The organism is Xenorhabdus vietnamensis (genome assembly GCF_002127535.1).
GTDB classification, from domain to species: domain Bacteria; phylum Pseudomonadota; class Gammaproteobacteria; order Enterobacterales; family Enterobacteriaceae; genus Xenorhabdus; species Xenorhabdus vietnamensis.
This window is the reverse complement of sequence record NZ_MUBJ01000001.1, coordinates 268,111-291,492: the sequence shown is the minus strand read 5'-3', so window position 1 is coordinate 291,492 and position 23,382 is coordinate 268,111. Positions and strand designations below refer to the sequence as shown.

The window sequence follows — 23,382 nt, the reverse complement described above, 5'->3', positions numbered from 1 at the left end:
TGATGCAGATAACAGGTAAAGTTATGCAAAAGACAATTCTTATTACAGGATGTTCTAGTGGAATCGGCTTAGCAGCAGCCAAAACACTCCATCAACGTGGTTACCGCGTATTCGCAGCTTGTCGAAAACCCGCTGATTTAGCTCATATGCGTGAATTAGGATTCGAACCGATTGAATTGGATTTAGATAATAAAGAAAGTGTAGAACGCGCAGCCAAAACAGTAATCGAATTAACCAACGGTCGTCTGTTCGGACTATTCAATAATGGCGGATTCGCTGTTTATGGGCCATTGGAAAGCATTTCCCGTGAGCAAATGGAAAAACAATTTTCCACTAATTTCTTTGGTACTCATCAACTCACCAGCTTACTACTGCCAGCCATACGTGCTTATGGTGCAGGACGAATTGTCCAGACCAGTTCGGTTATGGGATTGCTTGCAACGCCTGGTCGTGGAGCATACGCAGCCAGTAAATATGCACTCGAAGCATGGTCAGATGCTTTGCGGGGGGAGCTGGCAAAAACAGATATTAAAGTTAGCCTGATTGAACCGGGACCAATCAATACCCGCTTTACAAAAAATGTGAATCAGACGCAGCAGGATCATCCGGTTGAAAACTCAGGTCTTGTTCGCCGTTTCACACTTAAGCCTGAAAACGTGGTTTCGAAACTGATTCATGCTTTGGAAAGTCCCAATCCCAAATTACGTTATTCTGTTACATTGTTAACTTATGCAGTAAAAATAATGCGCCGTATACTTCCAGTGAAATGGCTCGATAAAATCGTACTTTGGCAAAACTAAAGAACATTGAAAAACGTATAGATGAGCCTTATGTATAAGCATACAAGTCATCGCCCAGCAACGAATCAGAGAGAAACACCCATGGAACCAACAGTGAATACAAACAATAATACTGCCCAGATTATTAATATTGATGAATCGAATATTGCTCAAGTTGTTCAGCACTCACTCACCCAACTCGTCGTATTCTACTTCTGGTCTCCACAGGACCTACATTGCCATGAATTAGAAACAACTCTTGATAAAATAGCCCATGAATATGCAGGACAGTTTGCTCTGGCAAAAGTCAATTGTGACGAGTTTTCTTATATCGCCGCGCAATTTGGTGTGCGTGGTTTACCTACGGTACTTTTTGTAAAAGAAGCTCGCCCTGTTCAAGGTTTTGAAGGCATCCAATCCGATGATGCCATCAGAAAAATTTTTTCCACTCTTCTCGTGCAAGAAGGAAAGTCACCATTAGAGCAAGTAGACGAATTGCTTGAAGAAGGCAATAATCAGGAAGCATTGTCTTTAGTGAAAGAAATCCACCAAAAAAACCCTCAAGATACTAACGTTACGTTATTGTTAGTCGAAGTAAATCTTTCACTCAATCATCTTGAAGATGCCCAAAAAATACTGGATACCATCCCATTAGAAGAACAAGATGAACGCTATCATGAGCTACTTGAACATATTAAGTCCCAGAAAGAAGCCGCTGATTCACCTAAGATTCGACAACTGCAACAAGAGTTGGCCGCTCAACCAGAAAATTCGGAATTAGCCATATTATTAGCGTCTGAATTACATAAAGTTGGCCGTAATGAGGAAGCTCTAGAATTATTGTTTAGTTTTCTGACAAAAGATCTTGCTGCTGCCGATGGAGCAGTGAAAAAGACGATGATGGATATTATTTCTGCATTGGGTAGTGGAAATATATTGGCATCCAAATATCGTCGAAGCGTATATGCCTTACTTTATTAAGTAAGGGGGACTTAAAGATTCTATCATCAGCTAGTGAGGTAATTGTTATGGACTTGTTCTCTTTTGGTGCTGTACCAATAATAATTGTTATTGCTGTTGTTATCGTCTTTACTTGTGTAAAGACCGTTCCACAGGGTTATCAATGGACTGTTGAGCGCTTTGGGCGCTATACCCGTACATTAACGCCTGGCCTGCATATCATCATGCCGTTTGTTGATCGCATTGGCCGTAGAATCAACATGATGGAGCAGGTTCTGGATATCCCATCGCAGGAAGTCATTTCTCGCGATAACGCCAATGTCACCATTGATGCTGTCTGCTTTATTCAGGTTGTCGATCCAGTACGTGCTGCCTATGAAGTCAGTAATCTGGAACTGTCCATCATTAACCTCACCATGACCAACTTCCGTACCGTACTGGGTTCTATGGAACTGGACGAGATGCTGTCCCAGCGCGATTCCATCAACAGCCGACTGCTGACAATCGTCGACGAAGCCACTAACCCGTGGGGTGTCAAGATCACACGTATTGAGATCCGCGATGTACGCCCTCCTAAAGAATTGATTTCCGCAATGAACGCTCAGATGAAAGCAGAGCGTACTAAACGTGCAGATATTCTTGAGGCAGAAGGTATCCGCCAAGCAGCTATTCTGAAAGCCGAAGGGGAAAAACAGTCACAAATCCTGAAAGCAGAGGGTGAGCGGCAGTCAGCCTTCCTGCAAGCGGAAGCCCGTGAACGTGCAGCAGAAGCAGAGGCTCGTGCAACTAAAATGGTTTCTGACGCTATTGCTGATGGCGATATGCAGGCAATTAACTACTTTGTTGCCCAAAAATATACTGATGCCCTCACCAACATCGGGGCCTCAAATAACAGCAAAGTTATTATGATGCCACTGGAAGCCAGCAATTTAATGGGAGCCATTGGTGGTATTGCTGAATTAATTGGCGAAAGCAAGAAGAGCAAACAGGACAAATAATCATGATTGAACAGATCGCCGCTCAGCCAGCTTGGTTCTGGCTCTGTTTTGGTGGCCTGCTTCTGATTGCGGAGTTGTTGGGAGCGGGAGGATATCTGCTATGGACAGGATCAGCAGCCATCATTGTTGCCCTGATCACATGGATTTTTCCTCATATGGGCTGGGAAGTGCAAGGTACTCTGTTTGCTGTTCTGACCTTGCTTTCTGTTATTGCATGGCGTAGCTGGCTCCACCATCGCCCTCGTAAGGCTAGTGATAAAATTCTCAATCAGAAAAATCACCAGTTGATTGGACAACGTACCCGTTTAATCACGGATACCGAAAACGGTTTTGGACGAGTCAAACTGGCCGATGGCAGTTGGCGCGTTCACTGTGACCGAGAACTTCCTGCCAATACCGTAGTTGAAGTCATTGCCGTTGACGGAATCACATTGACGGTAAGACCTATTTCCCGTCAAACGTGATGCTTACAGCAGCCGGATAAATGCTCAATGATGGGGCAATCAGCTCCATCATCTCCCGGACATTCAGCCGCCAATGCCAGTAGTTTTTTCTTGATCTTTTGCAATTCCAAAATCGTTTTTTCTATTTCTGCCACTTTTTGCAGGGTTGTCGTTTTTACATCTGCACTGTGGCGGCTAGGATTTCGAAATAAACGCAGTAATTCACGACACTCCTCCAGCGTAAACCCAACTTCTTTCGCCTGACGCAAAAGTATTAGCTCTTCAATGTGCTTTTTCTGGTAATAACGATAGCCATTATCTCCCCGCTCCGGCGCAGTAATAAGATTTTTTTCCTCATAAAACCGGATCGCTTTACTGGTTAAACCTGTCTTACGGGCAATTTCACTGATATTCATAATTTCCCCTTGACCTTCCCCACACAGGAAGGTTTAGCCTTAATGATAAGTATATCACTCTGTATCAGGAGATATTGTTATGTCCACAACCACCATTCTGGCACTTCAAGGTTTAACTTGTATGCATTGTGTCAACAGGGTCAAAAAATCACTGGAGAAAATCCCCGGCGTCGAGCTGGCAGATGTGAGTCTGAATTATGCCAAAATTATCAGTAATGTTTCATCTGATGAATTGATTGCCGCCATTGTTGCCGAAGATTATAAAGCCACTGTTGTCACTCAACCTGATATTGAACTGCGATTGTCAGGTTTAAACTGCATGAAATGTGCAGGTAAGACACAAAAAGCATTAGAAACCGTGGAAGGTGTTATCGCTACTGAAGTTGATACCCAAACAGCAAAAATCTATGGCAAAGCAGAGAGTAACGCGTTAATTCATGCGGTTAAACAAGCCGGATACCACGCCGAATTAGCGATGGAGCCAGATTTCCCAAAAAATAAGCCGTTGGCAACACATATTCCACAGACTCCGGAGTCCTTGGCAGCGGCAATCCATTCAACTCCGGTAGAAACACCCCCTGTTGGGTACAGCAACAAAAATGATGCAAGTGTCAATGACAGCAATAATGATGACAGCATTCAGCTTTTGCTGGATGGCATGAGCTGTGCAAGCTGTGTCAGTAAGGTACAAAAAGCTCTGCAATCTGTCGATGGCGTGGAACATGCCAGAGTCAATCTAGCGGAAAGAAGCGCATTAGTCACAGGCCATGCATCACCAAACGCCTTAGTTGAAGCAGTTATCAAGGCTGGCTATGGTGCGGAAATCATTCAAGATGAAGCTGAACGCCGTGAGCGCCAACAGCAAGTAGCACAAGCTAATATGCGGCGCTTTCGCTGGCAATCAGCCCTTGCGTTAGTGGTTGGGGTGCCCGTCATGGTGTGGGGAATGGTAGGTGATAATATGATACTTACACCTTCAAACCATACTATTTGGCTAACTATTGGTTTGATGACTCTGGCTGTAATGGTATTTGCCGGCGGACATTTTTATCGCAATGCGTGGCAAAGCCTAAGAAACGGCAGTGCAACAATGGATACCCTCGTAGCTCTGGGTACTGGCGCAGCATGGCTCTATTCAATGAGTGTCAATTTGTGGCCAGAAACTTTTCCTCCTCAAGCCCGTCATCTTTATTATGAAGCCAGTGCCATGATCATTGGTTTGATCAATCTCGGCCATGCATTGGAACAACGGGCACGCCAACGTTCATCTAAAGCACTTGAGCGATTATTGGACTTAACACCGCCAACAGCACGGGTGGTTACCGCTGAAGGCGAAAAAACACTGCCACTGGCAGATGTTATGCCCAATATGATATTGCGCCTGACAACAGGGGATCGTGTTCCGGTTGATGGTGAAATTATTCAGGGTACAGTTTGGCTGGATGAGGCCATGCTGACAGGTGAACCTATTGCTCAACAAAAATCTGTCAGCGATATCGTCCATGCCGGCACAGTAGTTCAAGATGGTACAGTCCTGTTTAAAGCCAATGCGGTTGGTAGCCAAACGACATTAGCGCGCATTATCAAATTAGTCCGTCAGGCACAAAGCAGTAAACCCGAAATTGGCCAATTGGCAGATAAGATATCATCAATATTTGTACCTATTGTCGTTGCTATCGCTCTGATTGCTGGTGCTCTCTGGTATTTTATCGGCCCCACCCCACAAATCATGTATGCGCTGGTCATCATGACTACAGTCTTAATTATCGCCTGTCCTTGCGCTCTTGGGCTGGCAACTCCCATGTCCATCATTTCTGGTGTGGGGCGGGCTGCTGAATTAGGTGTATTAGTGCGCGATGCTGATGCTCTGCAACATGCCAGCCAACTGGATACAATTGTCTTCGATAAAACCGGCACTTTAACCGAAGGTATGCCGCAGGTGACAGAAATTCACACCTTTAATGGTTTCACCGAAGAGCAAGTATTGATATGGGCTGGCGCATTAGAAAATGGTTCAAATCACCCTCTGGCAAAAGCCATTTTGATGAAAGCGGAAGGGCAAATCTTACCAGAAGTGCAAACATTCCGTACACTCGCAGGGTTGGGCATTAAGGGAGAAATAGGCGATATCCCCCTGTTATTGGGTAATCAGAAATTATTTGAACAATATCAGATTGATACAGCGGAATTAACCCCATTAGTGGCGACACAGGCAGAAAAAGGTATAACTCCTGTCATTCTGTCAGCCAATGGGAAAATCGCGGCCCTGTTTTCTATCCGCGATCCCTTGCGTCAAGACACCGTTTCTGCCCTGCTTCGCTTGCATAATCAAGGCTACCGTTTAGTCATGCTGACAGGAGACAACCCCACCACAGCGAATGCAATCGCTAAAGAAGCGGGCATTGATCAAGTCATTGCTGGTGTTTTACCTGATGGAAAAGCAGCAGCCATTCAATCACTACAATCAGAAGGCAGGAAAGTAGCGATGATTGGTGATGGCATTAATGATGCTCCTGCATTGGCACAAGCGGATGTCGGCATCGCAATGGGAAGTGGTAGTGATATCGCCATAGAAACCGCAGCAATTACCCTTATGCGCCATAGCCTGCACGGGGTTGCTGATGCAGTTGAATTATCCCGAGGTACATTACGTAATATGAAACAAAACCTATTTGGTGCATTTGTCTACAATACCTTGGGTATCCCAATTGCAGCCGGCATTTTATACCCTTTCACGGGGACTTTATTAAACCCTGTCGTTGCCGGTGCAGCCATGGCATTGTCTTCAATTACTGTCGTTAGTAACGCCAATCGCTTATTGCGTTTCAAACCTAAATCCTGACATAACATTCAGGCAGTTATACCGTATCTGAAAAGCTAAATATATTCCGTTTAGCTTTTCATCCCGCACTTTTCCCTCTTTCTTGTTAACCATTAACGGGTTAGCATACCGTTCAATGCCAACTATTGGAGTATGCGGTATGGGAAAATTAATGACATATTTCAGTAAAATATTGGGACTCAATTCTCAACAGCATTATCCCTATCCCGCTTTCGACATCACTTTAAATAAAAACAAACAATTGCACATTGTTGGCAGTATTCATATGGGTACAAAAAACATGTACCCACTTTCTGAAATATTGTTGGAACAACTGGGGCAAGTGGACGCTCTTATTGTCGAAGCAGATATCACTCAGGCCGATGTCCCGTTCAAGGAAACGTTTCCAGAACAAATTGAGCTGTCACAACGTTTATCCCCCGAACATTTTGGCTGTTTACAGCGTTATTGCCGAGAGATCCAACACCCTGTCACACAGCTGAATCCATTGCCATCGTGGCAAGTTGCATTGATATTACAAGCTGCTCAAGCTCAATATTTGGGATTGCGCCCTCAATATGGTATTGATTGCCAATTATTGAATAGTGCAAAAATCATCAATAAACCCATCATCGAGTTGGAAGGAACCGATGCACAAATTAACCTTCTGATCAATCTGCCAAATGGAGGGCTTTCTTTGTTGGAAGATACAATCATCCATTGGCACACCAATGCCCACGCGCTACAGACTATGATTAGCTGGTGGATGAATTACAAACCTGAAAAACAAAATCAAATACTACCAATGACGTTCTGCGACGAGATTTATCAAACCTTAATGACTGAAAGAAACCGTCAATGGAGTGAACAATTACATAACTTACCAGCAGGAAAATATTTGGTGGCTGTAGGCGCATTGCATCTTCATGGAGAATACAATTTGGGGCAGATGTTGGTAAAACCACAGGAATAACAACACTTCAATTTTTTCATTTTGAAAACAAACCATTACAGATAAATAAATACTTACAAATAGACAGTTACAGGAAAAAATATGACTCCCGCCATTATTCTGCTGGAAAAACGAAAAATCAATTTCAAACTCCACCCTTACGCTCATGATGTTAATGAACATAATTTTGGTGATGAAGTAGTTAAAAAGCTTGGTTTAGATGCCAGGCAGGTTTTTAAGACGCTATTGGTTTCATTGAACGGTGATCCTAAAAATCTTGCTGTCGCCGTGACACCTGTTTCTGGGCAACTCGATTTGAAAAAAGTAGCCAAAGTTTTTAAAGCCAAAAAAGCAGATATGGCCGATCCCCAACTGGCACAAAAGGTAACTGGTTATTTAGTCGGAGGCATTAGTCCATTGGGACAGAAAAAACGGCTGCCTACCATTATTGATAGCCAGGCTCGAACCTTGCCAGCTCTATTTATTTCTGGTGGCAAACGTGGATTGGATATTGAATTATCTCCCATAGATTTATGCCAATTACTTAATTGTTCGTTTGCTGATATTGCCAAAATTTAAAAATAATTTGAAAATGAATTGCAACTTGCTCTGAATTTTTTCGAGCCGGTTCTGTTTTCTTGAAAGCAGAACTTTGTGATAAATAATAATACCGATATACTTTTATCACAGCGATAAAAGTACTAATTACCATTTCAATTAACTTATTTAATAATTAAATTATTATTCAGCTTCAACCATCCCGATTTAGATTATATAACAACCCTTACAGATAATAAGCAAAAGACCATCTGAAAATAAGATGGTCTTTTTATGCGGGTAACTAACAGTCACCCTATTAACTAGTTGTTATTGCTTATGTGAAATTTCACCTTTCGGTTCATAATCAGAGGTTTTCAATGGAGAATGTTTTTCAATATACCCTTTCAATACCTCAGCATCAACGAAACCTGTATTAACGTAACCAGGCAAATTATCAACCCGCGGATAACCATCTCCTCCAATCGCATTGAAATTCAAAGTCGCCATGCGATAAGTTTTATTTGGATCTAATGGTTTTCCGCCAATTTTTACATCACTGATATTCTTACCATCCTTAACGAAACTAACATTATAGAACTGTCCATAAGCGCCAGAATCTTTTTCCATATTTGCAACGGCTGTCAAATATGGCAAAACTTCGCTACCTTTGAAGTCCACATAAACCAGTTGGTTAGCGAATGGATGAACTTTCAGGACATCTTTGTAAGTAATATTCCCTGGTTCAATTGAATCACGAATTCCACCACCACTCATCACTGCAAAGTCAGCATTTGTTCGTTCCATTTGGGCAGCCAATACAAGATGGGCCATATTTGTTTGAACGAAACGTACTTTACTGCGATCACCTTCCAGTTTGTTATCTACAAAACCTACTTTCACACTAAGTTTCTGACTGCCCTTGTCCTGATAAGGTGTCAATACTTTAAGCACCTCAGGATTTTGCTGAATTTCATGCGTATAGTAAACACGTTCCGTGCTGCCATCTTCTTTCGTCACTTTTTTCTTTAAGTTGATGGGAATCAATTGATAATGAACCAGCTTGAATTCACCATTACGGAATTGAAAATCAGCACGGCCGACATATTTTCCCCATTCGTGGGCTTGAACAATCCAAGTGCCATTTTGGCGATCCGGGGAACAAGGCGTACCCGGAACATAATCCACTTGTTTATAGTTTTTATTCTCTGCCGACATACATACCGGATCTTGTGAGTGGCCGCCCACAATCATATCCAAATAACCCGCAGGTAAACTGCGCGCCATTTCAACATCTCCCGCGGCATTAGTGCCATGATGGCCATCGTTATAGTGCCCCATATGAGTTGCCGCAATAATCACATCCGGCTTTTCATTCTTTTTCAGCTCTTCAATCACTTTTTTGGCTTCTTCAGCAGGGACGCGGAATTCAACATCCGGAAAATTAGCCGGATTACCTACTTTCGCTGTATCATCAGTTGTCAGCCCAAGAACTGCAATTTTCACCCCTTGCTTATCAAACATGACATACGGCTTAAATAAACGCTTACCTGTACTGGTTTGATAAATATTGGCAGATAAGAATGGGAAATTTGCCCATTTTTGTTGCTGATACAATACATGCAATGGCTTATCAAATTCATGATTCCCTAATGCCATTGCATCATACCCCACAAGATTCATGCCCTTAAAATCTGGCTCAGCATCTTGCATATCTGATTCCGGTACACCTGTGTTAATGTCACCACCAGACAATAACAATACACTGCCACCTTTCTTAGCAACCTCCTGCCTAATGGAGTCTACTACCGTTTTTTGGGCTGCCAAACCATACTCACCATAATCATTATTCCAGAAGTGACCATGATGATCGTTCGTATGCAAGACTGTAATGTCATAAGTTTTATCTTTTTCCCAAGCGTTTGCAATTAACGGTGCCAATGACAGAGAAACAGCAAGAGCACATATTGACGCCTTAAACGATAATTTCATGGGGTATCTCCATGTTATTTAAAATTCTATTGGTTATGGTCCCCAAATAGGGTGTGAAGAATGGCATACAGCGCAATGCCACATGTTTCTGTTCAGGGTTGCATAATTTTGTCACTAAATAATGCCTTCTTTCACCTTTTTGAGATAGCACTCAAATTATATCGGTATAAGTAAAATTTTTGTCAGCTATCTAAGATGTATTATGGTGTAAAAATTCAACGAATCTACTAAATTTTCCCCTGTAAACAATATTGATAAGCGAATAAATATGAGTGAAAAAAGTAAAATGGTTCCTTTGCCAGAATCATCAACAAAAACACAGCGGACAGTTTTTTCAATCCTTGGTGCCATCAGCTTATCCCACATGCTGAATGATATGATTCAATCATTGATTCTCGCGATTTACCCACTTCTGCAATCTGAATTTACTCTCAGTTTCATTCAGATTGGCATGATAACTCTGACTTATCAGATAACAGCATCTCTGTTGCAACCCATTATCGGTTGGTATACAGATAAATATCCGCAGCCCTATTCATTGCCTATCGGTATGGGATTTACCTTGTCTGGTTTACTTCTGCTCGCTTATGCTGAAAGCTTTTCAATTATATTGATAGCTGCGGCACTAGTGGGTACCGGTTCATCTGTTTTTCATCCAGAATCGTCACGAGTCGCACGCATGGCTTCAGGTGGACGCCATGGATTGGCGCAATCATTATTTCAAGTAGGGGGAAATTTAGGAAGTTCACTGGGGCCATTACTGGCAGCTATTTTCATTGCTCCTTATGGCAAAGGAAATGTCGGTTGGTTTTCTCTGGCAGCATTATTGGCTATCGTAATCCTTTTGCAAGTCAGCCAGTGGTACAAGATTCAACATCAAGCCAAAATCACCTTGCCTTCTCGAGCTGCTTCTCTGCCAAGCTTACCCAGAAAAACCGTCATAAATTCTTTTGCTATACTTTTATTACTGGTTTTCTCCAAATACTTTTATCTAACCAGTCTCAGTAGCTACTACACCTTTTACTTGATACAAAAATTTAGCGTGTCAGTGCAAAACGCCCAAATCCACTTATTTGTCTTTTTGTTTTCTGTAGCGGCAGGTACTCTGATTGGCGGGCCTATTGGGGATAAGATAGGTCGGAAATATGTCATTTGGGGCTCAATTCTTGGCGTTGCACCTTTCACTCTGATGCTACCTTATGCATCCTTATTTTGGACAAGCATACTCACGGTTATTATTGGCATAATATTGGCATCCGCATTTTCTGCTATTTTAGTTTATGCTCAGGAACTCATTCCCGGTAAAACAGGCATGATCGCAGGTTTATTCTTTGGTCTGGCCTTTGGTATGGGGGGAATTGGGGCTGCTGTGCTTGGCTATGTCGCAGATAAGGCCAGTATAGAATGGGTTTATAAAATCTGTGCTTTTTTACCACTTCTTGGAATTTTCACTCTATTACTGCCAAATATAGAAAATAAAAACAAAAAAAATAATAAAATCAATGTATAATAATCACATCTTTTACACCATATATATTTTGTAAACAAGCGTAAATAATGGCAATATCTACATAAAATTACATTAAAATACCATTTATGCAGATCATTCCCACTTTCATCGATCAAGATGTTTTTTAGCTGTCTTATCGTTGATTACTTATAAAATATATTATTACCTCACATAACTATATAATTTATTACATTCGCTACCCAAAAGGAGCCTTGATGGAGCATTCGACATCTCTTATCACGACCATTGTTGGCGGCTTTGTTCTCGCCTATCTGCTTGGCATGCTTGCACAGCGCCTGAAAATCTCACCTCTAGTAGGATACCTTTTAGCAGGTGTATTAGCGGGTCCCTTTACACCAGGTTTCACTGCCGATACATCTTTGGCTCCACAACTTTCAGAGATTGGCGTGATTTTATTGATGTTTGGTGTCGGTCTGCATTTTTCACTTAAAGATTTGTTAGCCGTCAAATCCATTGCCATTCCTGGTGCGATCGCTCAAATTGCAGTCGCAACTTTATTGGGTGTAGGTTTATCGGCACTACTTGGCTGGGAATTATTGAGCGGCATTGTTTTTGGTCTTTGTCTGTCCACCGCCAGCACAGTGGTATTACTCAGGTCATTAGAAGAACGACAACTCATCGATAGCCAAAGAGGGCAAATTGCCATTGGTTGGTTAATTGTTGAAGATCTGGCAATGGTACTGGCGTTGGTGTTACTCCCAGCAGTGGCGGGGATTCTGGACAACCAGAATGCAAACTTTGGTCAATTACTATTAAAGTTATCTGTCACAATTGGAAAAGTTATTGCTTTTATTTTATTGATGATTTTTGTCGGGCGACGTGTCATTCCTTGGTTACTGGCAAAAACAGCAGCAACAGGCTCCCGTGAACTATTCACGCTAGCTGTACTTGCCATTGCATTAGGTGTTGCTTATGGTGCTGTGACACTGTTTGATGCTTCATTTGCTCTCGGGGCATTCTTCGCGGGCATGGTATTGAATGAGTCTGAATTAAGCCATCGGGCAGCTCAAGATACTTTACCGTTAAGAGATGCTTTTGCGGTTCTTTTCTTTGTTTCTGTTGGAATGCTATTTGATCCCAGAGTTCTAATTCATCAACCTCTTGCTATTCTAGGAACCCTTGCCATTATTATCATTGGCAAGTCTTTAGCTGCCATGATACTGGTCAAAATGTTTGGGCATTCACGCCGTACCGCTTTAACCATCTCTGTCAGCCTTGCCCAAATTGGTGAGTTTGCCTTCATTCTCGCGGGACTCGGTGTCACACTAGGGTTCTTGAATGGAGAAGCCCGTAATCTTGTATTGGCTAGCGCCATCATTTCAATCATGTTTAATCCTATTCTATTCAGCTTATTGGATCGCTATTTAGAAAAAACAGAAACCATTGAAGAACAGTTACTCGAAGAAACACTGGAAGAAGAAACTCAAATCCCTGTCAATATTTGTGGTCATGCTATCGTGGTGGGTTACGGTCGAGTGGGCCGCCAACTTTGCCAACATTTACAAGAAAGAAACTTCCCAATTGTGGCCATTGAAGATACACGTACCCGATTTGAAGAATTGGGCGAAATGGGTATCAGTGCAGTAATGGGTAACGCCGTCAATAAAGAAATCATGGCTCTAGCACGGCTCGATTGTGCTTGTACATTATTCCTGACAATACCCAACGGTTACGAAGCTGGTGAAATTGTTGCGAATGCCAGAGAAATCAGGCCAGATATCGATATCATTGTTCGAGCCCATTATGATGATGAAGTCGCCTACATTAAAGAGCGCGGCACTAACCATATCGTCATTGGTGAACATGAGATAGCACGAGCAATGGCCGATGCACTGCCTGAATATGAGGAAGGTTGCCCGATAGAACCGCCATCATTACCTTCACCAACAGTTCCAACATCAATATAACTTACAAACTAAGGAATACCCCCAAGTTATGGGGATATTCCTGTAAATCAAATAAAAAACAGTTAAGACAATATTTCAGATTGCTATCACTTCAGGCTACCAGAATCAACGCTCCCAGTAAGACTCTTCCAGACTATCTTCTTTCTCCGGCAACCCTCTGGTCAGGCGTGGGGAATGCTGGCTCAATACCTGATAACTTACTCTGTTTGCGTACTTGCATACCTGAGCCAGAGAAGAATAGGTTAAATAAGAACGCATATGTTTGCTGGAATTCGGCACATTCATGCGGTGATAGCTATTCGCAGTGATATCATGCAGTAATGCAGATAATGCGCCATCCCCAGCACCATTGGTATTCATAATTTTTTCAGGTCCTCCCATATAAGGCTCAATATGGGAATAGACCCGCATCGGATTCTGACAATCAACTTTACGCATTGCGCGGCTGAATTCATAACAGTTAAATTCTGCAATCGCGCCAGGCAACAAAGGGTGAGACGTTTGGCGCTTGTATTCCTCCTCAGTATAACCCGCCATGTACAATCCAGCTGGCCCTGCGGTACACAACACCAAATCCACCCAATTTAGCGCCTTGTCAGCCGCTAACAAAGGATCACTGAAACCTGTCAGTTCATAAGCTTCATCTTCATTCATTGCAACAACAGAAACATTTTCAGCCAGAAAATCACGCCACCATTGTGGATCATCAGCAATGACGTATTTTGTTCCTAACGTCAATACAACAGGTACATTATGCTTCTTCGCATACTCAATAGCTTTCATCGTCGCTTCCGGCATTGGTTCACCCGATTTACAACGCACAAGATAAGCGGTGATTACCAAAGCTGAAGCTTCCGCAATAATATGTTCAGGAATACGTTCTGGGCAAAGCTGGTTCATTAAACCCGGGCTGATAGCAAACGTTCTTTCACCATTTTCCGTCACTAAGGTAAAACAGCGACCTATTGGACCATCAACGCCCTGAAGGTGATTTAAATCCATACGGCTGGATGTATTGCAAAGATAGCAATACGCATAACTTCCTATTTGGATGTTATTGCACATGGTGCCAAGCAATACGGATTTATCATCAGCCAGAACAGAATAATTGTGCAAGGTGTTACCAATAGTGCCCCCCGCAAATTCGTGACTGATGAGGTTTTTGTCTGTCAGTTCCTTATAAAGTGCCTCAGCTACATCATCTTCAATAACTAAAGAGTGTCCCTGGCTCAGGTTATAACGCTGGATGAAATCCTCATCAACTTTGGCTTCGATATCAACCAATGTCTGGTCAATACCGACAATGTAGGCTCTGTTATTTTCGGTATCCATCATCTCTTTGATAGGCTGGAGCAGAGGATCTTTTAAACTGACAGGAAAATAGTGTTTAGATTTACGTTTACCAGGGAATTTCATAATGAATTGCTGTTATAGAGCTAAAATATGCAGCATTTTAGCACAATACAATGTGTCACAATACCGGAGAGAAATAAAAAACCAAGCGACAAAAATGAAGACAGCCAATGCTATTAAAACATTGGCTGTAGAAACGTAAGCTATCAGAACATTATCATTTATAACGAATTATTTCATTGGCTTTAAATAATATTAAGCCTCTTGTTTCCGGCGACTACTTACCATGTGGCTCAACAGAACATACATGATGGATAAAATAAATCCGATAAAACCAGCCCCAATCAAAATCAGCAAACGCTTGGGTGAATCCTTTGAAGTTGGTTCGTAAGGTTCCTGCATATACTTGAATGGCACGAAATCGACCTTATCAATATTCACTTTTTCCAGACTTTTGATATATAACTGACGGTTACGCATATCTGCATCAATTTTAGCTGGATCAGTGATTTCTTCAGTAATCTGTAACTTACGTTGCAATGCATCAGAACCCAATGCGATCGAATAATCCGGATCATCCTTGATCATAGCTCCACCATTCGATACAGGTTTTTTGACACCGGCAGAATTAGCAATAGAAATAGCATACTTCAATCGTTCAATATCCACATTGCGCAAATTGTCGGCACGAGACAAATCGAGAGCATAAAGCTTTTTCGAGTACGCCAATTTCTGATGAACCATATCATTCAGCTCATCTTTCACTTGATCCCGAACCACTGAAGAGACAAATTTGATATAACCGTTTAATAGATTGTAAGCATCTTTTGCATTATCAGCACTGGAAGAGAGAATCGCTTCATCAATATCATCATCTTTCTTAGGTAAAGATACGGAAATATTTTTATTGACTATTTGTTCGATCAATTTTCTTTGCTCTAAGCCAGACTCCTCATGATGCTTAGCTGGCAAGGCCTTAAAGTAATCTGTACTAACCAAATATTCTTCACGCAATACACGTGAATTATAGTTTTCGATAAACCGTTTATACAACGACTCTTCGGTCAATTTTGGCTCAAAATTCAAAACCTGCAAATCTGTTAACACTTTTTTTAATGGCTGAAACTCTTCCAACCCTGGTTGCACCACGGCAGCTGTACTGGTCCATTTTTGGGGTAAAAATGATGCGATACCGAAGCCAATAATTGCAAAAACGAAAGAAACTGCAATGATCAAATATTTTGATTGGAAGAGCACAGAGAATAGTTCAAACAAATCAATTTCATCTTCCTGCGCTGGATGATAATAATTTGAATGCTCTTCGTAAAAATCAGGGTGCTTAATAGGTTTATTACTCATTATCTATATGTCCAATCCAAATAATTTTGATTTTTATTAATACGCAAGCTCTGTCTCCCGCTTACCGCACTCACCTGGTTTAAGAACCCTTATCCTTAAAAACCATGCCCTCAAAAATCATACGACTATCAATATCTGCCATTCACTGTATGTGATATTGTCCATAACAAGCAGCTACATGTTATTTCATGACATTGGTTACCAGTTGTGCAAGCAACGAAATGTGGGCTTCATTATCATTAAGTGCAGAGATATATTCAAACTTTTTCCCACCAGCACCTAAAAAGATAATTTTATTCTGTTGCTTAATTTCTTCCAGTGTTTCCAAGCAATCTGACGCAAACCCCGGACACACTACTTGAACATGCCCCACTCCCTGGCTTGGTAACGATGCCATTGTTTTATCTGTATAAGGAGATAACCACGGTAAGCGACCAAAACGCGACTGATATGTCATCATAATTTTATCTTTTGGATAATCAATTACCTGGCTCAACAACTCAGTCGTCGCTTTACAATCTTGTGGATAAATATCCCCCATCTTTGCCAGACGTTCAGGAATACCATGATAGGAAATAATTAAACGATCAGGTTGACCATGTTTTTCAAAGCTCTGCTCGATAGTTTCTTTTAATGCTGCAATATAGGCAGGATGTGTAGCATAACTGCGGACAAAATGTAGGGTAGGAATTGTCCGATATCCTCGCAATATTTTACTGATGCTGTCAAAAACCGCGGCCGAAGTTGTACTGGAGTATTGAGGATAAAGTGGCAATATAATGAGATCATCAATGCCCTGTTGCAGCAAACCATCGACAGCCTGAGGCAGTGAGGGAAAACCATAAGTCATCCCCAAAGCAACTGGAATATTCGCTAACTTTTCGCCCAGCGGTTCGCCTAATAACTTTTCTTTCAGCAACTTCTGTTGACGGAGGCTATAAACTAATAAAGGAGACCCTTCTTCCATCCAAATTTCTTGGTAAAGCTTAGCAACACGAGAAGAACGGAAAGGAAGAATAAAACCATTCAATATAGGTTTCCAAATAAATGGAGGGATATCAACGACTCTTCTGTCACTCAGAAACTTTGCCAGATAACATCTTATTGCTGCTGGTGTTGGTGCATCAGGTGTACCAAGGTTCACCAATAGAACACCATACTTCTTGCTACTCATTCCTCAGAGCTCCATTAAAATGACTGACAATCTAGTATAAAACATGAATGATAGTCACATGTAACATTTCATGGAGTGAACTTCTCATACAGTATATGCAAACAACAAAAACAACACTGCAAACGACAAAAAAGTCAGGCGGTAAAAGACCGCCTGTTTCTAACAATTTTAGATGTATCCCCTTTATTTTTCAGATAAAAACCTGAAATTATTCGGAGATAATCATTCAAGGATGCACGAAATCATTCGCCCAGAATGTTAGCCAGTTCTGCACTAACTTCCGCTACTTGACGAGTACCATCAAGTTTGAAGTATTTTGAGTTACCAGCCTGCGCTTCTTTCTGGTAGTAAGAAACTAAAGGAGCGGTTTGTGAGTGGTATTCGACCAGACGTTTACGAACCGTATCTTCCTGATCATCTTTACGGATAGTCAGCTCTTCGCCAGTCACATCATCTTTGTTTTCCACTTTCGGTGGATTGAACTTGATGTGATAAACCCGACCGGATGACGCATGCACACGACGACCAATAATACGTTCAACGATGATTTCATCAGGAACATCAAATTCCAGAACATAGTCGACTTTTATACCCGCTTCCTTCATGGCATCAGCCTGAGGAATAGTACGTGGGAACCCATCCAACAAGAAGCCATTGTGACAATCATCTTGTTTGATGCGCTCTTTAACCAAAGCAATGACCAACTCATCAGTCACCAACAGGCCATTATCCATCAACTCTTTTGCTTGCAAACCCAATTCGGTGCCAGCTTTTACTGCGGCACGCAGCATGTCACCAGTCGAAATTTGGGGGATCCCATATTTCTCCATGATAAATTGTGCCTGAGTCCCCTTACCGGCGCCTGGTGCGCCCAGCAGAATAATACGCATTGCGTAAATCCCCTTGCTATTTGCTTTTCGTATTTTAAAGAAAACGTACCACCATACCATTTGAATAGGGGGTGGCTCAAGAAAACAGGTAAACGTTTTCGCATTAATCCCAAAAAATAAACCACGCTCCATTTTTCGTTGAAGCGTGGTTTTTTACTATTATTTCAATAAGCTTAAGCTTTTTCAGTTAATAGTAATTGATTCATTCGACGAATAAATTGGTTTGGATCATCCAATGTGCCGCGTTCAGCAAACAATGCTTGATCCAGCAATAATTCTACCCAATCAGCGAATTCAGCATCATCTTCAATGCTAGCTGATTTTTTAACCAGAACGTGTTCAGGATTCAGCTCAAAGTTATAGCTTACTTCTGGTGCAGACTGACCTGCCGCCGCAAACAACTTCGCCATTTGAGTACTCATTGCATTGGCATCGGTTGTTACGATGGCCGGAGTATCTGTCAGACGATGAGTTAGCTTAACTTCTTTCACTCGCTCACCCAGCAAACTTTTCACACGCTCAACAAATGGCTCTAGTTTTTTGTCTGCTTCTTCCTGCTCAGCTTTATTTTCATCCGCCAGTTTATCGAGGGATTCATCAGCCTTGCTGACAGATTGGAGTGATTTGCCATCAAATTCTGTTAAATAGCTCATCATCCATTCGTCAATACGGTCGGACAGCAACAGAACCTCAATGCCTTTCTTACGGAACAGCTCCAGGTGTGGACTATTCTTCGCCGCAGCATAACTATCCGCTGTGATGAAATAAATCTTCTCCTGCCCTTCTGCCATGCGACCAACGTAATCTTCCAGAGAAACCGTTTGAGCGGAGTCATCATTATGAGTCGTAGCAAAACGCAGTAATTTAGCAATGCTTTCTTTGTTTGTGCCGTCTTCGGCAGGCCCTTCTTTCATCACCAAGCCGAACTGCTGCCAGAAGGTCTGATATTTTTCTGCATCGTCTTTTGCCAGTTTATCCAGCATTTGCAATACACGTTTAGTCAGCGCACTGCGCAGGTTACGTGTGATTGTGCTGTCTTGCAAAATTTCACGAGAAACATTCAATGGCAGGTCGTTGGAATCAATCAGGCCACGAACAAAACGCAGATAATTTGGCATGAACTGCTCAGCTTCATCCATGATGAATACACGCTGTACATACAGTTTCAGTCCATGTTTATGTTCACGGTTCCACATATCCCATGGTGCCTGAGAAGGAATATACAGCAGGCTAGTGTACTCTTGCTTACCTTCAACACGGTTATGACTCCAAATCAAAGAGTCTGTAAAATCATGGGAGATATGTTTATAAAACTCTTGATACTCTTCATCGCTGATTTCAGATTTACCACGAGTCCACAAGGCTTGGGCCTTGTTAATTTTTTCCCATGTGACAGTAACCGAGTCGTCTTCTTCGTTTTTAGTCTGGGTTTCAATTTCAACCGGCAAAGCAATGTGATCAGAATATTTACCGATGATAGAACGCAGACGCCAGTCATTGAGAAATTCACTTTCCTCATCACGCAGATGCAGGGTGATTTCTGTGCCACGCTCTGATTTTTCAATATCAGCAACGGTGTAATCACCTTCTCCTGTTGATTCCCAGAATACACCTTGCTCAACTGGTGTCCCTGCTGCACGAGTACGTACAGTAACTTTATCTGCAACGATAAATGCGGAGTAGAAGCCGACACCAAATTGACCAATCAATTGGCTGTCTTTTGCCTGATCAGAACCAATGGATTCAAGAAATGCTTTAGTACCAGATTTTGCAATCGTTCCCAGATTATCAATCACTTCATCACGGGACATGCCGATACCATTATCGCTGATAGTGATGGTTTTCTGTTCGTTATCAACAGCCAAACGAACTCGCAATTCACCATCATTTTCATACAGTTCAGGCGCGGACAATGCACGGAAACGCAATTTGTCAGCAGCATCAGATGCGTTTGAAATCAATTCACGGAGAAAAATTTCTTTGTTGGAATAGAGAGAATGGATCATCAACTGCAACAGTTGTTTGACTTCAGACTGAAATCCACGGGTTTCCTGACCTTTCATGCTCATTTATTACCTCAATCTAAATCCAGTTCAGATATGTAAAATCGGACGATGGTAATCAAATGGGGATAGATATGGGAAGTTTCAAGTTAAGACAACAAGAAGAATGTAAAATTAGTTTGATAAGCGGGTAAATCAGCTATGGATGGCGGCATAATCAGCACCATCCATTGGAATTACTCATCTGAATTTGGGAGATACATCACAAATTAGTGATTTTTTGACGGCCAGCCAATGAATGAGACAACGTTGTTCCATCCACCATTTCAAGCTCACCACCCACAGGGACACCATGAGCAATTCGGCTAGCTGTCACACCATATTGAGAGCACATTTCTGCAATATAATTTGCTGTTGCCTCTCCTTCAACAGTTGGGTTGGTTGCCAAAATGATTTCTGACAAAGTTTCAGAAGATAAACGCTCTTCTAAACGATCCAAACCAATATCCATTGGCCCAATACCATCCAGAGGCGATAAATGCCCCATCAGGACAAAATAGCGCCCTGCAAACTGACCTGTTTGTTCGATGGCATGAATATCCGCAGGGCTTTCCACTACACAGAGCTGGCCATTCTGCTTACGACGGGGATTAGCACAAATCGTGCACTGTTCCTGTTCCGTGAATGTCCGACAACCCTGGCAGTGACCAATCTCAGACATGGCTCGCGTTAGTGCCTGTGCCAATCGCATTCCACCACTGCGCTCTCTCTGCAAAAGATGAAATGCCATCCGCTGCGCAGATTTGGGGCCTACGCCGGGCAAGCAGCGCAAGGCTTCCATCAGAGATTCAAGAAGAGGACTGGTTTGCATTAGAATGGCATCTTAAATCCAGGCGGTAATTGCATTCCGCTGGAAACATTGGCCATTTTTTCTTTCTGGGTTTCTTCAATGCGGCGAGCTGCATCATTGAATGCCGCTGCGATCAGATCTTCCAGCATATCTTTGTCATCGTCCATCAAACTTGGATCGATTTCAACACGGCGGCAGTTATGAGCACCATTAATAGTGATTTTTACCAGTCCCGCACCGGATTCGCCTGTCACTTCCAGACTTGCAATTTCTTCCTGCATTTTCTGCATTTTTTCTTGCATCTGCTGGGCCTGTTTCATCAAATTGCCCAAACCACCTTTACCAAACATAATTCTCTCTCTATTCGCTATAGCCACAGCATAAAAATACTCTGTGACAGTTAAACAGGCCGGATACTTTCTTCATCCAATTCTGCATCAAATAGCTGCTGAAGTGTTTGAATTGTTCTATCCGAAATAATGGATTGACGCGCTTGTGCCAATTTTTCTTCATAAATGGCTTGTCGCCACTCCAGAGGCGTTTTTACCGCAGGATTATCATCTTCAATGATATCGAGTTCAATAGGTTTTCCGTGCAACTCACTTAATGCTTCGGCCAATGCTTTCTGAGCTGATACCGAATTAAGATGACGTTGCTGTGAACGCAAATGCAGACAAAGACGATTTTCACCAATCTGTTCTTTAAACGCATTCAGTGCTACCTGTTGAACCAATTTTGGTATATGCAGTTTATCAATTTCCGCAGCCCATGAATCCCTTTGTTTCGATTCAATAGCCAACTTTTCTACCAATTCTGTTGTCTTCTCATGCTCCAGCGCCGCTTTGATCGCTTTTGGTGTTGCAGTCGAGCGCGGTTTTTCCTCTCCGGCATTCGTTGCCCGCCAGCGATAAGCTTCTTTCTTTACTGGTTTAGGTTCCCGTGTTTTAGGGATATAAGATTGAGGCCGTTGCTCTGCCACCGCCACCAGCCGCTCTAGCGCCGAACTTGTCGGCTTCGCCTTCGCAGACTCTGCCGGCTCAGGCTTTTTTGGTGGAGTATTTCCTTGGCGAGTCAACGAATTTCTCGCTTGCAATAGCTTCGCTGTTGGGCTGCTGTCCGTGGATTCATTGCCTATTGGTTGAGGCATTCTTTGCTCAAGGTGTTCTTTTTCCCCATTATTTGAGGAAAACTGAGCCGAAGGTTGTGCTACAGGCGCTACTTCAATTGTCGCTACAAAATTTTCCACAGCAGGTAGTGGTGGTGTTTCCTCAATGACAGTTTTGGGATGGAAGGCCAAGGCTCTCAATAACGCCATTTCAACGCCCATCCGTCGTTCTGGTGCATAAGGAAGCTCCTTACGCCCCATCAACAACGCTTGATAGTAAAGCTGCAAATCAGTCGGAGAAATTGATCTTGCCAGCAAGCGCAACCGTCCTTCTGTTGAAGAAGATTCGCTTTCAGGTTGCTGAGGCAATAGCTGGAGCATGGCAATGCGATGCAACAGCGATAATGTTTCAACCAGCAGATTTTCCCAATCCATACCGCGAGAGGCCACTTGTTCCACCAAAGCCATCATTTGTTGACCATCTGCGCGCACCAACGCTTCAATCATCGCCAAGGGTTGATCATCATCCAGAGTTCCCAACATCTGGCTAACAATATCTGATGACAGCGTTCCTCCACCAAGAGCAATCGCCTGATCCGTTAAACTCAAGGCATCACGCATGCTGCCATCAGCAGCACGGGCAAGAAGTTGACGAGCACGAACATCGCTCTCTATTTGCTCTGCATTAAGGATATGCTCCAATTGACTACTGATTTGGTTCACATCAAGTGTTTTCAAGTGGAATTGCAAACAGCGTGAAAGAATAGTCACTGGCAGTTTCTGTGGATCTGTCGTTGCCAGAAGAAATTTCACATGCTCTGGTGGCTCTTCCAATGTCTTCAATAATGCATTGAAACTATGGCGAGAAAGCATGTGAACTTCATCAATAAGATAAACCTTGAAACGACCCCGCGCGGGTGCATATTGAACGTTGTCCAATAATTCGCGGGTATCTTCTACCTTTGTACGGGAAGCAGCGTCGATTTCAATCAGATCAACAAACCGCCCCTGCTCAATTTCAAGACAGTTCGCACACTGACCACATGGAGCCTTTGTTATACCTATTTCGCAATTCAGTCCTTTTGCCAACAGACGTGCAATAGTAGTTTTCCCCACACCACGAGTGCCGGAAAAAAGATAAGCGTGATGGAGGCGTTGGTGTGCGAGGCCATTTGACAACGCAGTCAACACATGTTGCTGACCAATCACATCAGAAAATATTTGTGGGCGCCACTTACGGGCAAGTACCTGATAGCTCATGAATACCGAGGAAATTGAACATGACTATCTATCATGCTAGCACAGCCTCACC

19 protein-coding genes are annotated in these 23,382 nt (G+C 42.5%); 9 read left to right on the top strand and 10 right to left on the bottom strand.

Annotated elements, in window-relative coordinates; genetic code table 11:
• Window positions 1–23: 23 nt before the first annotated feature.
• The 4 genes from Xvie_RS01255 (at window position 24) to Xvie_RS01240 (ending at window position 3,201) form a co-directional block, all read left to right on the top strand.
• Window positions 24–800, top strand: a complete 777-nt coding sequence (locus tag Xvie_RS01255) for an SDR family oxidoreductase (RefSeq protein WP_086107594.1) — start codon at window positions 24–26, stop codon at window positions 798–800.
• An 81-nt stretch (window positions 801–881) separates the two neighbouring features.
• Complete coding sequence (locus tag Xvie_RS01250; RefSeq protein ID WP_086107593.1) at window positions 882–1,760, top strand: co-chaperone YbbN; 879 nt, start codon at window positions 882–884, stop codon at window positions 1,758–1,760.
• Between the two features lie 47 nt (window positions 1,761–1,807).
• Window positions 1,808–2,737, top strand: coding sequence for an SPFH domain-containing protein (locus tag Xvie_RS01245; RefSeq protein WP_086107592.1), 930 nt, complete (start codon window positions 1,808–1,810; stop codon window positions 2,735–2,737).
• Between the two features lie 2 nt (window positions 2,738–2,739).
• Window positions 2,740–3,201: an NfeD family protein gene (locus Xvie_RS01240; RefSeq protein ID WP_086107591.1), complete on the top strand. Its 462-nt coding sequence runs from the start codon at window positions 2,740–2,742 to the stop codon at window positions 3,199–3,201.
• Here Xvie_RS01240 and cueR read toward each other — a convergent pair.
• The gene (cueR, locus tag Xvie_RS01235; protein WP_086107590.1) at window positions 3,192–3,596 is read right to left on the bottom strand and encodes a Cu(I)-responsive transcriptional regulator; all 405 of its coding nucleotides are present in this window, start codon (window positions 3,594–3,596) and stop codon (window positions 3,192–3,194) included. The genes Xvie_RS01240 and cueR overlap by 10 nt on opposite strands.
• A gap of 79 nt (window positions 3,597–3,675) precedes the next feature.
• Here cueR and copA point away from each other — a divergent pair, with 79 nt between their 5' ends.
• The 3 genes from copA (at window position 3,676) to ybaK (ending at window position 7,948) form a co-directional block, all read left to right on the top strand.
• Complete coding sequence (copA, locus tag Xvie_RS01230) at window positions 3,676–6,438, top strand: copper-exporting P-type ATPase CopA (RefSeq protein WP_086107589.1); 2,763 nt, start codon at window positions 3,676–3,678, stop codon at window positions 6,436–6,438.
• Between the two features lie 139 nt (window positions 6,439–6,577).
• Window positions 6,578–7,390 (top strand): TraB/GumN family protein, encoded by an 813-nt coding sequence (locus tag Xvie_RS01225; RefSeq protein WP_086107588.1) that lies wholly within the window; start codon window positions 6,578–6,580, stop codon window positions 7,388–7,390.
• A gap of 81 nt (window positions 7,391–7,471) precedes the next feature.
• Window positions 7,472–7,948 (top strand): Cys-tRNA(Pro)/Cys-tRNA(Cys) deacylase YbaK, encoded by a 477-nt coding sequence (ybaK, locus tag Xvie_RS01220; RefSeq protein ID WP_086107587.1) that lies wholly within the window; start codon window positions 7,472–7,474, stop codon window positions 7,946–7,948.
• Window positions 7,949–8,236: 288 nt separating this feature from the next.
• Here the strand turns inward: ybaK and ushA are convergent, their stop codons facing one another.
• Window positions 8,237–9,898 (bottom strand): bifunctional UDP-sugar hydrolase/5'-nucleotidase UshA, encoded by a 1,662-nt coding sequence (gene ushA / locus Xvie_RS01215; protein WP_086107586.1) that lies wholly within the window; start codon window positions 9,896–9,898, stop codon window positions 8,237–8,239.
• Between the two features lie 268 nt (window positions 9,899–10,166).
• Between ushA and Xvie_RS01210 the strand changes: the two genes are divergently transcribed.
• Both Xvie_RS01210 and ybaL read left to right on the top strand, forming a co-directional pair.
• Window positions 10,167–11,408 carry an MFS transporter gene (locus Xvie_RS01210; protein ID WP_086107585.1) on the top strand — a complete coding sequence of 414 codons (1,242 nt, stop codon included), beginning with the start codon at window positions 10,167–10,169 and terminating at the stop codon, window positions 11,406–11,408.
• Between the two features lie 215 nt (window positions 11,409–11,623).
• Window positions 11,624–13,336 carry a YbaL family putative K(+) efflux transporter gene (ybaL, locus tag Xvie_RS01205; protein WP_086107584.1) on the top strand — a complete coding sequence of 571 codons (1,713 nt, stop codon included), beginning with the start codon at window positions 11,624–11,626 and terminating at the stop codon, window positions 13,334–13,336.
• 105 nt (window positions 13,337–13,441) lie between these two features.
• On the opposite strand, the gene Xvie_RS01200 is transcribed toward ybaL, so the two are convergent.
• The 8 genes from Xvie_RS01200 to dnaX all read right to left on the bottom strand — a co-directional run bounded on the left by Xvie_RS01200 (window position 13,442) and on the right by dnaX (window position 23,330).
• Window positions 13,442–14,752, bottom strand: coding sequence for an inosine/guanosine kinase (locus tag Xvie_RS01200; RefSeq protein ID WP_086107583.1), 1,311 nt, complete (start codon window positions 14,750–14,752; stop codon window positions 13,442–13,444).
• 192 nt (window positions 14,753–14,944) lie between these two features.
• Entirely contained in the window at window positions 14,945–16,048 is a 1,104-nt protein-coding gene (gene wzz(fepE) / locus Xvie_RS01195; RefSeq protein ID WP_086107582.1) for an LPS O-antigen length regulator Wzz(fepE), read from the bottom strand.
• Between the two features lie 181 nt (window positions 16,049–16,229).
• Entirely contained in the window at window positions 16,230–17,222 is a 993-nt protein-coding gene (gene hemH, locus Xvie_RS01190; protein WP_086107581.1) for a ferrochelatase, read from the bottom strand.
• Window positions 17,223–17,464: 242 nt separating this feature from the next.
• Complete coding sequence (gene adk / locus Xvie_RS01185) at window positions 17,465–18,112, bottom strand: adenylate kinase (protein ID WP_086107580.1); 648 nt, start codon at window positions 18,110–18,112, stop codon at window positions 17,465–17,467.
• Between the two features lie 173 nt (window positions 18,113–18,285).
• Window positions 18,286–20,175, bottom strand: coding sequence for a molecular chaperone HtpG (gene htpG / locus Xvie_RS01180; RefSeq protein ID WP_167376220.1), 1,890 nt, complete (start codon window positions 20,173–20,175; stop codon window positions 18,286–18,288).
• A gap of 202 nt (window positions 20,176–20,377) precedes the next feature.
• Window positions 20,378–20,986: a recombination mediator RecR gene (gene recR, locus Xvie_RS01175; RefSeq protein WP_086107578.1), complete on the bottom strand. Its 609-nt coding sequence runs from the start codon at window positions 20,984–20,986 to the stop codon at window positions 20,378–20,380.
• Complete coding sequence (locus tag Xvie_RS01170; RefSeq protein ID WP_086107577.1) at window positions 20,986–21,315, bottom strand: YbaB/EbfC family nucleoid-associated protein; 330 nt, start codon at window positions 21,313–21,315, stop codon at window positions 20,986–20,988. Before Xvie_RS01170 ends, recR begins: the two co-directional genes overlap by 1 nt.
• A 50-nt stretch (window positions 21,316–21,365) precedes the next feature.
• Window positions 21,366–23,330 (bottom strand): DNA polymerase III subunit gamma/tau, encoded by a 1,965-nt coding sequence (dnaX, locus tag Xvie_RS01165; protein WP_086107576.1) that lies wholly within the window; start codon window positions 23,328–23,330, stop codon window positions 21,366–21,368.
• Between the last annotated feature and the right edge of the window lie 52 nt (window positions 23,331–23,382).

What these genes read in the sequence shown, in the direction of transcription:
- Xvie_RS01250 (WP_086107593.1), top strand. Translation starts at nt 882, where the DNA reads ATGGAACCAACAGTGAATACAAACAATAATACTGCCCAGATTATTAAT.
- hemH (WP_086107581.1), bottom strand. Translation starts at nt 17,222, where the DNA reads ATGAGTAGCAAGAAGTATGGTGTTCTATTGGTGAACCTTGGTACACCT.
- dnaX (WP_086107576.1), bottom strand. Translation starts at nt 23,330, where the DNA reads ATGAGCTATCAGGTACTTGCCCGTAAGTGGCGCCCACAAATATTTTCT.
- ybaK (WP_086107587.1), top strand. Translation starts at nt 7,472, where the DNA reads ATGACTCCCGCCATTATTCTGCTGGAAAAACGAAAAATCAATTTCAAA.
- cueR (WP_086107590.1), bottom strand. Translation starts at nt 3,596, where the DNA reads ATGAATATCAGTGAAATTGCCCGTAAGACAGGTTTAACCAGTAAAGCG.
- Xvie_RS01210 (WP_086107585.1), top strand. Translation starts at nt 10,167, where the DNA reads ATGAGTGAAAAAAGTAAAATGGTTCCTTTGCCAGAATCATCAACAAAA.
- copA (WP_086107589.1), top strand. Translation starts at nt 3,676, where the DNA reads ATGTCCACAACCACCATTCTGGCACTTCAAGGTTTAACTTGTATGCAT.
- ushA (WP_086107586.1), bottom strand. Translation starts at nt 9,898, where the DNA reads ATGAAATTATCGTTTAAGGCGTCAATATGTGCTCTTGCTGTTTCTCTG.
- Xvie_RS01200 (WP_086107583.1), bottom strand. Translation starts at nt 14,752, where the DNA reads ATGAAATTCCCTGGTAAACGTAAATCTAAACACTATTTTCCTGTCAGT.
- Xvie_RS01170 (WP_086107577.1), bottom strand. Translation starts at nt 21,315, where the DNA reads ATGTTTGGTAAAGGTGGTTTGGGCAATTTGATGAAACAGGCCCAGCAG.
- Xvie_RS01255 (WP_086107594.1), top strand. Translation starts at nt 24, where the DNA reads ATGCAAAAGACAATTCTTATTACAGGATGTTCTAGTGGAATCGGCTTA.
- recR (WP_086107578.1), bottom strand. Translation starts at nt 20,986, where the DNA reads ATGCAAACCAGTCCTCTTCTTGAATCTCTGATGGAAGCCTTGCGCTGC.
- htpG (WP_167376220.1), bottom strand. Translation starts at nt 20,175, where the DNA reads ATGAAAGGTCAGGAAACCCGTGGATTTCAGTCTGAAGTCAAACAACTG.
- Xvie_RS01240 (WP_086107591.1), top strand. Translation starts at nt 2,740, where the DNA reads ATGATTGAACAGATCGCCGCTCAGCCAGCTTGGTTCTGGCTCTGTTTT.
- ybaL (WP_086107584.1), top strand. Translation starts at nt 11,624, where the DNA reads ATGGAGCATTCGACATCTCTTATCACGACCATTGTTGGCGGCTTTGTT.
- Xvie_RS01225 (WP_086107588.1), top strand. Translation starts at nt 6,578, where the DNA reads ATGGGAAAATTAATGACATATTTCAGTAAAATATTGGGACTCAATTCT.
- adk (WP_086107580.1), bottom strand. Translation starts at nt 18,112, where the DNA reads ATGCGTATTATTCTGCTGGGCGCACCAGGCGCCGGTAAGGGGACTCAG.
- Xvie_RS01245 (WP_086107592.1), top strand. Translation starts at nt 1,808, where the DNA reads ATGGACTTGTTCTCTTTTGGTGCTGTACCAATAATAATTGTTATTGCT.